The organism is Anaerolineae bacterium, from assembly GCA_016931895.1.
GTDB lineage: Bacteria > Chloroflexota > Anaerolineae > 4572-78 > J111 > JAFGNV01.
Genome location: JAFGDY010000278.1, coordinates 1 through 12,011, shown reverse-complemented (window position 1 = coordinate 12,011; position 12,011 = coordinate 1). Strand labels below are relative to the sequence as shown.

The following is a 12,011-nucleotide window of genomic DNA, read 5'->3' as shown; positions in this document are numbered from 1 at the left end:
TTGGTTATTGAACATCTCGACAATCGTATCCGATCCCGTAAATCCAGATTACGTAATGGCCCCAGTCCCTAACATGACATTGTCGAAGTAGTTACGTTGTTTATAGTTTTGTCAAATCTTTGTTGTGGTCAGGTCTGTTGCTCAAACGCTGCGGCGATGGGTCGGCAGCCAATGAAAATATTTGTTTAAAATTAAGGGCGCAGCCTGTAAAATAGGGCATTTGGAGTTAATGTGCTATAATATGAGCAACCATTTTTCCAGGGAGTTCAATTTTGGATAATCTCAAATTCAACTTGCCCCATGGGTATGGGGTCCAACAGTTGGTTGACGAATTGGCCGGCCACTATCCGGTGAAAAAAGAAGAACCCCTGGCTGAAAAACTGGCGTTTTACGACACCTTTGATTGGCGTTTGTATCAGGCCGGATTGATGTTGTCTGAGTCTGCTGGCGAGTTATGTTTGAGCCAATTAGCCACGCATCAAATCTTGCAGCGGCAAAAAATTACCCCCTTGCCGGTTTTCGTTAAAGATTTTCCTGATAGTCAATTAAAAGAGCAACTGGCACCCATCTTGGAAATGCGAGCGTTATTGCTGCTTGTTGAAATACAAACGCATTCGACGCCATATCGCATTTTGAACCAGGATGAAAAAACCGTGGCCTGGTTGGTTTTTGAGGAAATTAAACCTGCCGGCGGCAAAGAGGCAGCGGGGCAAGTATGGGTGAAGCCGGTGCGAGGCTATCCCAAAGAGCTACAGCAGGTAGCCAATCACCTCCAAATAATAGGGTGCTCCCCCGCCGAAAAAGACGCCTATTTGCTGGCGTTGGAAGCCGTGGGCCGCCAGCCGGGCGATTATTCGGCTAAATTGAATATCCGGCTTGATCCGCAATTGCGGGCCGATGAAGCAACTAAAGTTATCTTGCGCTTTCTTTTGAACGTGATGAAGCGCAACGAACCCTACGTTAAAAAAGACGTTGACCCGGAATTTTTGCACGATTTCCGGGTAGCGGTGCGGCGCACCCGTTCCGCCCTCAGCCAGATCAAAAACGTTTTTCCGGCCGAAACAACGGATCGTTTTAAGCAGGATTTTGCCCGCATCGGCCGGCTTTCTAACGACCTGCGGGATTTGGACGTTTACCTGCTGGCTGAAGACACGTACCGGGCCATGCTTCCCGATATTTTGCGTAACAGCATAACCCCCTTGTTCAACTACCTGCGAGAAAAACGCGCCGAGGCCCGGCAAAAAGTTGTCGCCGGCTTGAACGCGCCGGAATATGCCCGCGTTCTGCACGATTGGGAAGCATTTTTGGCCGAACCGCCCCTAGATTCGCCCAGCGCCGGCAACGCGGCCTTGCCCATCATCCAATTGGCCCAAGACCGGATCTACAAACGCTACCGGCGGATTGTTAAATCAGGCCGGCAAATCCTGGAGAACACCGCCGACGAGCAACTTCACGCCCTGCGCATTGAGGGCAAAAAACTGCGATACCTGCTGGAGTTTTTTGCCGGTCTATTCCCCGCAGACGAGATCGAAACCTTGCTCAAACAGTTAAAACGGCTGCAAGATAACCTGGGCCACTTCAACGACCTGTGCGTTCAGGAACAATACCTGCTTAATGTTGTTGAAGAATTACCCCTAAACGGCCCGTCCGCCCGCAAAACGCTGTTAGCCGTTGGCGGTTTGATCGGCAGCCTTGACCAACAGCGCCAAAGGGTCAAAGGTGAATTTGCCAAAACCTTCACTGCCTTTGCCTCAGCCTCAAACCGGGCGCTGTTCCAAAAGCTGTTTGCGCCGGAAAAGAAAGAGGTAGCTGAATGAAGACCCTGGCCATTTATAGCAACAAAGGGGGAGTGGGCAAAACCGCGGCTGCCGTCAACTTGTCCTATCTGGCCGCTCAAGCCGGGGCCAGGACCCTGATCTGCGATCTCGATCCGCAAAGCTCGGCTACCTACTATTTCCGGATCAAGCCTAAACTAAAGGCCAAAGCCAGGGGTTTCACCAAAGTAGGTCGGCAAATAGAAAACAGCATCAAAGGCACCGATTATCAAAACCTGGATTTGCTCCCGGCCGATTTGAGCCATCGTAAACTGGATATAACCTTTGATCATCTAAAACGTTCTAAACACCGGCTGGAAAAAATCCTGGAACCATTGCAGGATGAATACGACTTTATCATCCTGGACTCTCCCTCTACCATCAACCTGCTGGCCGTAAATATCATCAACGCTGTAGATTATGTTTTTGTGCCGCTGATTCCAACCACGCTATCGGTACGGACCCACGCGCAATTGCTGGCCTTTTGCAAAAAACACCACTATAATCCCCGCAAAATTCATCCCTTTTTTTCAATGGTTGACCGGCGAAAAAAGTTACACCGCGAATTAATGGCGTCTATGTCGGAAGAGTTTCAGGGAGTATTGCAAAACCCTATCCCCTATTCATCCGTGATCGAGCGCATGGGCCTGGCCCGAGAGCCGGTGGCGGTTTTTGCCCCCCGCTCGGCGGCGGCCACGGCGTACGGGAATTTATGGGCCGAAATCACCGAGAGAGTGTTTTTGGCTGGCCAGTAAATTGAAAGCCACAGATAGCCCAATCTGCGAATGAAGTCCAAAGAATACCGGATTATTCCGGTCTTTTTATTTTGGGCTAAAGCGTGGTATTATTCACGTATCACTTGTTGAGTGCGCCAGAAGTCTATGAACAATATTAGCGAACCAAAACCTGGATATTCTTCTCTCCCCTCCGTCCCCTGGACGCCGCGAGATGTGACTTGGGGCTTGGGGGTATTTGTTCTTTGGGTGTTGTTTTTGTTGGCCGGTAGTTTGCTGTGGGAAAAATTCGCCTTGCCCCTGGATTTGGGCCTGGTGGTGGTTTTTGGCGAGGTTGTGCTGCTGCTGCCGGTGTGGTATTTTACCGTTCACAAGTACGGGGTTGGGTGGGTCAAGCTGGGCTTGGGGGTCTTTCGCCCGGCAGCGGTGGGGATCGGTTGCGGCCTGATGGCGTTATCGTTGATTTTTAACTTGGCCTACGCCTCTGTGCTGGCCTTATTTAATTTGCAGGTTCAGCCGGATATTGACCTGATTTTTGACAATACCTCGTTCCCGTTGGCGCTTCTGTTTGGCGGGGCGGTGGTAGCCCCGTTTGTGGAAGAGGTTTTTTTTAGAGGCTTTGTTTTTACGGGGCTGCTGCGCCGGTGGGATTGGAAAAAAGCGGCCCTGGCCAGCGCGGGGTTGTTTGCCCTGGCCCATTTTGTGCCCACTTCATTTTTGCCCATTTTTATCCTGGGCCTGGTTTTTGCCTTTTTGTATCAATACTCCGGCTCTATTTGGCCTGCCGTTTTAATGCACATGCTCACCAACACCGTGGCTCTTTTGGCTGCGTATGCGGTTTCGCAGGGTTGGATACCGTCGCCCTGAGGGGCAGGAGAAACTTAAAGGCACTCGCTGCCCCGGCCTAAATAGGCTTGCTGAACTTCCTCGTTGGCCATCAAATCTTCAGCCGTGCCGCTCAACACTACCCGGCCCGTTTCCAGCACGTAGCCCCGGTCAGAAATGCCCAGGGCGGCGCGAGCGTTTTGTTCAACCAGCAGAATGGTGGTGTGATTGTTCTGGCGCAAGTGCTGGATGATCTGAAAAATTTCCTGCACCAAAATGGGGGCCAGGCCCAGCGAGGGTTCGTCCAGCAGCAGCATTTTGGGTTGGGCCATCAAACCCCGGCCAATGGCCAGCATTTGCTGCTCGCCGCCGGAGAGGGTGCCGGCCGCTTGTTTCTCTCGTTCCTTGAGACGAGGAAACAGGCTGAAAACGTACTCCATATCTTGTTTGACCGCCTGGCGTTCGCTGCGTTTTTGCAGCCGTCGGTATGCGCCCAGGGTCAGGTTATCGCGCACGCTCATGTTGCCGAACACCTGGCGCCGTTCCGGCACCTGGCTGATGCCGCTGCCGACAATGGTCTCGGGTGGCTGGCAGGTAATATTTTGGCCGTTCATTAAAATCGCTCCCTGGCGCGGCGGCACAGTGCCGGAAATGCTGTTGAGCAAAGTGGTTTTGCCCGCGCCGTTGCCCCCAATCAGCGATACAATTTCGCCGTCTCCCACTTCCAGGCAAACCTCGTGCAAAGCGCGAATATGGCCGTAGTAGGTGGAAATATTGTGGATTTCAAGCATCGGTTTTCTCCCTGTTTCTGGCCGAGGGTAACATGGCGCTTTGCCACTCCAGGCCCAAATAGGCCTGGATGACCATTGGATTGCACTGGATTTCAGACGGCGTGCCCTCGGCAATTTTTTGAGCGTAATGCAACACCGCCACCCGGTCGGCCACGCCCATTACCAAATTCATGTCGTGTTCCACCAGCAAAACCGTAATGCCTCTCAATTGGATGCGGTAAATGAGTTCGTTCAGGGTATCGGTTTCCACGCGGGTCAGCCCGGCGGCCGGCTCGTCGAGCAGCAGTAGTTTGGGCTGCACGGCCAAAGCCCGCGCAATTTCCACCAGGCGCTGCTGGCCGTAAGGCAGGGAGGCAGCCGGGTGATTGGCCCGCCGGGTTAAACCCACCAGGGTCAGGTATTCCATAGCCTGTTCTTGCAGGCGGGACTCTTCGGCGGCCACGCCCGGCCAGCGCAAAGCCGCTTTTAAAAAGCCGGCGCGGCCCTGGAGGTAGGAGCCGGCCATTACGTTTTCCAGCACCGTCATGTTGCCAAAAATTTGCAAATTCTGGAATGTCCGCACCACCCCGGCCGCGGCAATGCAGTGGGGCGGCCGCCCGGAGATACGCTGCCCGGCAAAGAGAATTTCACCCTTGTCCAGGGCGTGCGTGCCGGAAATGAGGTTGAACATGGTGGTTTTGCCCGCGCCGTTGGGGCCAATGAGGGCCATGATTTCTCCCGCGCGCACGGTCAAATCCACATTATGAATCGCCACCACACCGCCAAAATTTTTAGAAACGCGCCGGGTTTCAAGCAAAACCGGTTTTTCCGCCATACCTTTATTCCTTACTTCAAATTTCACCGCCAACCGAGGCCCGGGAGTCTTTCCACTTACGCCAGCGATTCACCATGCCGGTGAACAGCCCTTCGGGCATAAAGATCATGATCAACATCAAAATAAGGCCAAAGGCGATGATCTCGTATTCGCCGGAGGCCTGGGGAATGACGATTTCAATTAAATTGCCCACGTACTGGTCAATCAAAATAATAATGGCCGCCCCAAAGATGGCACCCCACACGCTGGCCAGGCCCCCGGCTACGGCCATTACCACCAACTCAATGGAGATGCCAATGCCAAATGACGACGGGCTGATGAAACCCAGATAGGTGGCGTGCAGCCCTCCGGCCAGGGCGCCATACGCCGCGCTCAGGGCAAAAACTTTGCGCTTGTAGGCGTTGGTGTTGATGCCTATGGTTTCGGCGGCTACCTCACTGGTGTGCAGGGCGCGCATGGCCCGGCCCACGCGCGAGTTAACAATGTTGAGCGACAGGGCTATGACCAGCAGGGCAAAAAACCAGAACAGGTAGTAGTAGTGAACATCGGTGGATAAGACCAGCGGCCCCAGGCTTAAATCCGGCACTCCCCAATGGAACCCGGACGGCCCGCCGGTCCACTCCACTTCTTGGGTGAGGACCAGAAAAAAGATAATGTTCATGCCCAGGGTGGCCATAGCCAGGTAATGCCCCCGCAGCCGAAAGATCAGCATGCCAATGAGATAAGCCAGCCCGGCGGCCAGGCCAATGCCGCTCACCAGGGCCAGCCAGGGAGGGATGTTGAGGTGGGTTGACAGGATGGCCGTGGTATAGGCCCCCAGGCCCAAAAAGGTGGCCTGGCCCAGCGAGATCTGGCCGGCGTAGCCCATAAGCAGCGACAGGCCAATGGTGAGCATGGTGAATTCGGCAATGAAGATGAGGATGGTCAAGATGTAGTTGTTCTGGATGCCCAGGGGAACCAGGGCCAGGGCTACGGCCAACGCGGCCAGGCCGGTTGCGTTTGGATGAGCGCGGATCCGGTTCAACATGCGCGCCTCACAATCCGGCCTGTTCGGCGGCCGCGGCCCGGCCCTTGAGCAAACCGCCGGCCCGCATGGCCAATACAATGAACAAAACCACAAAAGCCACCGCGTCTTTATAGCCGGACGAGAGCAAACCGGCGGCAAAGGCTTCGACAATGCCCAACAACAGCCCGCCGATCACCGCGCCCGGCAGGCTGGACACCCCGCCCATGGTGGCGGCCACAAATCCCTTGAGCGAGAGGATCAGGCCCCGGTCGTAGGTCATAAAGGTGGCCGGGGTGATAACAATGCCGGCAATGGCGCTGGTGGCCGCGCTCAGGCCAAAGGCGATCAGGGCCATGCGGGTGGCGTTGATGCCCATCAGTCGCGCCGCGCCCGGATTGGCCGCGCAGGCGCGCAGGGCCTTGCCAATGAGGGTGTAGTTGAAGAATAGGTAGAGGGCCGCCAACAAAACCACCGTTACCCCAATTACCCATACGCTCTGGCGGGTGAGCACGGCCCCCAAAATTTTGAGGGGCGGCCCCTGGGTAAAGGCGGGCAGGCGGTAGGGATCGGTGCTCCAGATCAGCAACGCCACGCCGCGCAGCACAAAGGCCGCGCCAATGGTAATGATGATCATGCTCAGCGCCGAGGCTTTCCGCGCCGGTTGGATGCCCAGCCGGTACAGCAGCAGGCCAACCACCACCGCCGCCGCCACGCCCAGCAGCGCGGCCAGCGGCAGGGGCCACGCCAGGTTGAACCGCACGTTGCCGCTCAACAGGTTCACTTTTTGCGACACGGTAATGGCCATAAACGCGCCGTACACGGCAAACTCGCCCTGGGCAAAGTTGACAATGCCGGTAACGTTGTGGATCACCACAAAGCCCAGGGCGATCAGGGCGTAGATGCTGCCCACCGTAATGCCTGAAACAAGAAATTGCACCAGTTGATCTTGAAGCGTCAAACTGACCTCCTTAATTAAACCCGCCGGCCGCCCTTGAGTTCATCCTGTAATTTTTGCAGCGCCGCCATATCGCCGGCCGCGGCCAATTGAGCCTGTTCCGGCCAGGAAGTGGGGTTGGCCAGGGCGGTCATATTGGCCTCATCTAAAATTTGTCGCAAGCGGCCCACGTCGGTTTGGGCCAGTTGGGCCAGGGTGGTGATTCCGGCGGCCTGCAAGACCCCGGCTATTTTGGGGCCAATGCCTTCAATGATTTTCAGGTCGTCCGGGGGGGCTGTTTGGGCTGCGGCAGGCGGAGCGGCAGTTTCTGCTTGAGATTTTTTTTGTTTCTCTTCATACAAAAACCAGATAACGGCAATAATGATCACCACCACCGCCACCAAAAAGAGAACCCAGAGCGGGATTCCGGCCAAGGTTCTTTGTTGTGCCTGGGCTACAGAAACCAGTATTACTCCCTTAAACAAATCTAACTGTGTCATAATTGACCTCCTTGAGATAGTGCTGAATGATTAAAATCCCAGCGAGTTGGGCATGAATTAACAATAGTTACAATCTACCGTAGGTGATCTTCATAGATAGCCCCGTCGGATATAGAGAAATCGTCGTGGTGTTTGCGGCAGATAAGAATCGGCCGGTTCATTCATCGTCACCCCTCCTCAAACCCTCCATACCTTGCTTCAAACTCCGCCAATCCTTCTTGCTCAAACTCCGTTTTTGACCACGGCCCATCCAATAGCTCCCTAAACTCATCCCGAATAACATACACCCATGCCGGCGCCTGCTCTCCATCCGCGCCAGTTACTTCAACTTCTACCCGTTTGTACAACCTTCCCTCAAATTTGTCTAATCGCGCCAAATCCGCGGTGGTCACGCCAAAATAGATAATGCCGTCTACAACGTCGTTGCCCTTGATCAGCCCTGGGTACGGTTCATTTTTTACCCTCAACCGTTGAAAGCCATACACCGCGCCGGATTTTTGGGGATAGGTTGCGGCGACAACCCTTGACCAAACCCTGTGGTACATCAACGAGCCGTAAGTAAACACATTCATTGCTGGTAAGCTATTATGATGAAATCCATAGTAGGGGCGACCAGCTGGTCGCCCCTACCTGGTGTGAACTACGAAAATGAGCGAAGTTTTATCAGGGCACTTCGCTGTACTTCTCCGGCGGCACGTATTCCCAGGCGCCGTTTTTAATTTGCACCAGCACCAGGGTTTCCTTGCCAATACCGTTGTGGTCTTGCGCCGACAGGTTGAACACGCCGGAGATACCGGCAAAGTTCTGAATGGTTTCCAGGTAATCGCGGATGGCCGCCGGGTCGGGGCCAACGGCTGCCAGGGCCATAATAGCCATCTGCATCGAGTCCCAGGCGTGGCCGCCAAAGGTGCTGGGCGTGCTGCCGCCGGTGTAGTCGGTGTAGTCGGCAATGTACTGCGTGATCACCTCTTTTTGCGGGTCGCCGGCGGGCAGGTCGTCGGCCACCAGCATTTTGCCAATGGGGAAGAGCACGCCTTCGGCGGCTTCGCCGGCCAGGTCAATAAAGGCCTGGTTGCCGATGCCGTGATTGTGCATAATGGGCATTTCCAAACCCAGGTCGCGGAACTGCACGGTCAGCGGCGCGCCTTCGGCCGGGGTGGCGTGGGCAATAAGGGCCTGGGCCCCGGAGCCGGCTATTTGGGTAAGCTGGGCCGAAAAGTCGGTGTCGGCCGGTTCAAAGGTGCCTTCCCACACAATCTCCAGGCCTTGCTCGGCGGCCACTTCTTGCAAGGCCAGCATTGAATCGGAGCCAAAACCGTTGTTCACTCCAAACGAGGCCACCTTGGTGATGCCCTTGGCCTTCAACCAGTCGGCCTGCACTTGCGATACGGGCACGTTCATCTGAGGTGTTTTAAAAATCCAGTAACGCTCTTCCACCGGCTGAATGATGGCCCCGGAAGCGGCATTGGAAATAAAAGGCACTTTGGCTTCGGTGATGGTGCCAATCACGGCCATGCTCACCCCGCTGGAGGTGCCGCCCACAATTACCGGCACACCTGCTTCCACCAGCTTTTTGACAATCAACACGCCCTCGTCGGCGTTGCTCTGGTCGTCTTCCATGATGATCTCCAGCTTATGCATCTTGCCGTCTGGCCCTTTGATGCCGCCCGCTGCATTCACCTGCTCCACAATCATATTGGCCGTATCCCGTTCCGGCACGCCCAACGATGAAGCCGGGCCGGTGACCGAGAAAAATACGCCAATGGTGTACGGCTCGCCTTCTTCGCCCGCCGGCGCCTGTTCTTGGGCCGCCGGCGCTTCTTCTTGCGGCTGGGCCGGGGCCGGGGCTGCCGCCTGGCCGCAGGCCGTCACCAGTAAAGTTAAAACTGCCAAAACGGCTAAAACTTTTAGAAACTTATAGTTTTTCATTCTCTTCCTCTTTGCTTTATTTAGATAATTTGTTTTTTTATCCAATTTGTAATTTGCTACTTGCGGTTTGTAATTTGCTACTTGTCCAACTGTCGCCTGTCTATCACCCGTTTGGCTTTGCCCAGGCTGCGCTCGATGCTCTGCGGTTTCATCAGTTTGACCGTGCAGTGGATCACCAGCGCCTGGTGCAAACGTTCTTCTATCTCTTTTTCCAGCGTTTCCAGGCGCTGAGGGTCAACGGGCATAAAGAGTCTGTCCACGCCCTCTACCCAAATTTCCACGGTATCCAGCTCGTGCCGGCCCCGGTCAACCATGATCTGGTAATGCGGCTCCAGTTCGCTGAACTCAAGCAGAACCCGCTCGATTTGCGAGGGGAAAACGTTGACCCCGCGAATGATGAGCATATCGTCGGTGCGGCCCAGCACCTTTTCCATGCGCACGATGGTCCGGCCGCAGGCGCACTTTTCGGCATGCAGCACGGAGCGGTCGCGGGTGCGATAGCGGATAATGGGCATGCCTTCGCGGGTGAGGGTGGTGAACACCAGTTCGCCTTCAACGCCGTAGCCCAACGGCTCGCCGCTGGCGGGGTCAATGATTTCGGGGTAGAAGTGGTCTTCAAAAATGTGCAGCCCGTTGCGATGCTCGCACTCAATGGACACCCCGGGGCCGATGATCTCGGTTAAACCGTAGATGTCAAAGGCTTTGAGGTTAAGCGCGGCTTCAATTTCTTCGCGCATTTTTTGGGTCCACGGTTCCGCTCCAAAAAAGCCGACCCGCAGGCTCAGTTGGTCTTTGATCTTGATGCCTTCAGCCGCCGCCTCTTCGGCAATGACCAGGGAATAAGAGGGGGTACAGCACAACACCGTTGCCCCAAAATCTTCCATCAGCATCAATTGCCGCCGGGTCAATCCCGCCGAGGCCGGGACAACAGTGGCCCCGATCTTTTCCGCGCCAATGTGAAAGCCCAACCCGCCGGTGAAAAGGCCGTAACCGTAGCTGTTATGCACTACGTCGTTTTCGGTTACGCCGCCGGCAAAGATGGTGCGGGCCATTACTTCGGCCCACAGGTCAAGATCGGCCCGGGTGTAAGCGCCCACGGTGGGCTTGCCGGTGGTGCCGCTGGAGGCGTGGATCCGCACCACGTCTTTGAACGGCACGGTGAGCATGCCCCAGGGATAACTGCGCCGCAAGTCCTCTTTGTTGGTAAAGGGGAGTTTGGCGATGTCGGCCAGCGATTGGATGTCGTCCGCGCCAACACCTGCTTGCGCCAACTGTTCCCGGTAAAAGGGCGAGGTTTTGGCCGCGCGTTCAACCGTCGCCTTGAGCCGTTTCAATTGCAGTTTGCCCAACTCTTCGCGCGGCATGGATTCAAATTCCGGATTCCAAATAGGCATAGGATTCCCTCCTGGGTGATATTCTTATGTGATGACAGGGTATGAACATAGTTGCCGTCCGGCTCCTATGAGCCAGACCAGGAACGTGGGGGGCGCGTTACCAAACTTTTCTCAACTTCGCCCCATCTCCAATTACGGGGAGAGCGGTTGAGACCACGGTCCGGTAACGCTAGGGCCTTAAGAATTTGGTTTTTTCGGCTTCGTAAAACATTGGGTTAGGTCTCCGCCAACCATTGTCTTTCGCGCCCGGCAAAAAAGGCCTGGCGATTGACCGCCACGTGCCGGGGCGGGACTCTGGCGGTCAAAACTTCCAACCAATCCTCGGCAGGCACATCCATCACCGACGACAGCGCGCCAAGCAGCACGCTGTTGGCTACCCGCGCATTTTGTAGTCGTTCGGCCACGCCAAGGGCGTCAACCAGTAAAACTTGTCCGGCCACTTTTTGGAACGCAGCCACAATCTCTTCGGGCGAGGGGTAAGTGGCTGCGCCAAAAATAATTGACGTGGGCGGGATGCGTTGTTGGTTGATAACGGCCACGCCGCCGGGGCGCAAAAAGTCTATCCAGCGCAGGCTTTCCAGCATTTCCTGGGCAATCAGATAATCGGCCGCGCCTTTTTCGCACAAGGGCGAGGCCACTTTTTCGGCCCAGCGCACGTGGCTGATCACCGCGCCGCCGCGTTGAGCCATGCCATGCACTTCTGACTTTTTGGCGTCCAGGCCAAGGTGCAGGCCGGTTTGGGCCACCACATCGCTGGCCAGGATGGTGCCCTGGCCGCCGACCCCGGCTAAAACAAAGTTGGTTGTGCTCATTGTTTTTTCCCTTCCTTCTCCGCCCCGGCCTCTATGGCCTGGCGGGCGCACACGTCAAAACACAGGCCGCAGCCCACGCACATGGCCGGGTCTATCCAGGCTTTTGGCCGCCCGCTTTTTTCGTCCAACTCGTCAGATTTGGCAATGGCCGGGCAGCCGATGCGAAAACACATGGTGCAGCCGTTGCAATCTTCGGCAATCACGGTGTACGGCTTGCGGTGATGGGCGCTCTCAAACATGCAGATGGCCCGGATAACAACTACCGCCGGTTCGTTAGCCGCCATTGCGGCGCGGATGGCCTGCTCCAGCCCCTTCAAATCACGCGCTTCCACCTCGGCCACGTGGCGCACGCCCAGGGCGCGGGCCACATTGGCAATGCCGATCAGCTCGCTCTGGCTGCCCCGCAGGGTTTTGCCCGTGCCGGGATGACCCTGGTGGCCCGTCATGCCGGTGGTGCG

13 protein-coding genes are annotated in these 12,011 nt (G+C 55.9%); 3 read left to right on the top strand and 10 right to left on the bottom strand.

What is annotated here, in order from left to right; all coding sequences use genetic code 11:
- The first annotated feature begins 272 nt into the window (after positions 1-272).
- The 3 genes from JW953_21300 to JW953_21290 all read left to right on the top strand — a co-directional run bounded on the left by JW953_21300 (position 273) and on the right by JW953_21290 (position 3,415).
- Positions 273-1,817 carry a CHAD domain-containing protein gene (locus JW953_21300; GenBank protein ID MBN1995240.1) on the top strand — a complete coding sequence of 515 codons (1,545 nt, stop codon included), beginning with the start codon at positions 273-275 and terminating at the stop codon, positions 1,815-1,817.
- Complete coding sequence (locus JW953_21295) at positions 1,814-2,569, top strand: AAA family ATPase (protein MBN1995239.1); 756 nt, start codon at positions 1,814-1,816, stop codon at positions 2,567-2,569. Before JW953_21300 ends, JW953_21295 begins: the two co-directional genes overlap by 4 nt.
- 126 nt (positions 2,570-2,695) lie before the next feature.
- Positions 2,696-3,415: a CPBP family intramembrane metalloprotease gene (locus JW953_21290; protein MBN1995238.1), complete on the top strand. Its 720-nt coding sequence runs from the start codon at positions 2,696-2,698 to the stop codon at positions 3,413-3,415.
- Between the two features lie 14 nt (positions 3,416-3,429).
- Here JW953_21290 and JW953_21285 read toward each other — a convergent pair whose 3' ends face one another.
- The 10 genes from JW953_21285 to JW953_21240 all read right to left on the bottom strand — a co-directional run.
- Positions 3,430-4,164 (bottom strand): ABC transporter ATP-binding protein, encoded by a 735-nt coding sequence (locus JW953_21285; GenBank protein ID MBN1995237.1) that lies wholly within the window; start codon positions 4,162-4,164, stop codon positions 3,430-3,432.
- Positions 4,157-4,978 carry an ABC transporter ATP-binding protein gene (locus tag JW953_21280; protein ID MBN1995236.1) on the bottom strand — a complete coding sequence of 274 codons (822 nt, stop codon included), beginning with the start codon at positions 4,976-4,978 and terminating at the stop codon, positions 4,157-4,159. Before JW953_21280 ends, JW953_21285 begins: the two co-directional genes overlap by 8 nt.
- A gap of 16 nt (positions 4,979-4,994) precedes the next feature.
- Positions 4,995-6,005 carry a branched-chain amino acid ABC transporter permease gene (locus tag JW953_21275; protein ID MBN1995235.1) on the bottom strand — a complete coding sequence of 337 codons (1,011 nt, stop codon included), beginning with the start codon at positions 6,003-6,005 and terminating at the stop codon, positions 4,995-4,997.
- Positions 6,006-6,012: 7 nt separating this feature from the next.
- A complete protein-coding gene (locus tag JW953_21270) occupies positions 6,013-6,942 on the bottom strand; it encodes a branched-chain amino acid ABC transporter permease (GenBank protein MBN1995234.1) in 930 nt (309 codons plus the stop codon).
- Between the two features lie 14 nt (positions 6,943-6,956).
- Entirely contained in the window at positions 6,957-7,418 is a 462-nt protein-coding gene (locus JW953_21265; GenBank protein ID MBN1995233.1) for a DUF4332 domain-containing protein, read from the bottom strand.
- Between the two features lie 167 nt (positions 7,419-7,585).
- Positions 7,586-7,990: a gamma-glutamylcyclotransferase gene (locus JW953_21260; protein ID MBN1995232.1), complete on the bottom strand. Its 405-nt coding sequence runs from the start codon at positions 7,988-7,990 to the stop codon at positions 7,586-7,588.
- A 91-nt stretch (positions 7,991-8,081) separates the two neighbouring features.
- Positions 8,082-9,347: an ABC transporter substrate-binding protein gene (locus JW953_21255; GenBank protein MBN1995231.1), complete on the bottom strand. Its 1,266-nt coding sequence runs from the start codon at positions 9,345-9,347 to the stop codon at positions 8,082-8,084.
- Positions 9,348-9,424: 77 nt separating this feature from the next.
- Positions 9,425-10,741, bottom strand: a complete 1,317-nt coding sequence (locus tag JW953_21250; protein MBN1995230.1) for a phenylacetate--CoA ligase — start codon at positions 10,739-10,741, stop codon at positions 9,425-9,427.
- Between the two features lie 215 nt (positions 10,742-10,956).
- Complete coding sequence (locus JW953_21245; GenBank protein ID MBN1995229.1) at positions 10,957-11,553, bottom strand: indolepyruvate oxidoreductase subunit beta; 597 nt, start codon at positions 11,551-11,553, stop codon at positions 10,957-10,959.
- A partial coding sequence (locus JW953_21240; protein MBN1995228.1) for a 4Fe-4S binding protein occupies positions 11,550-12,011 on the bottom strand: 462 nt, incomplete at its 5' end. The genes JW953_21240 and JW953_21245, both read right to left, overlap by 4 nt.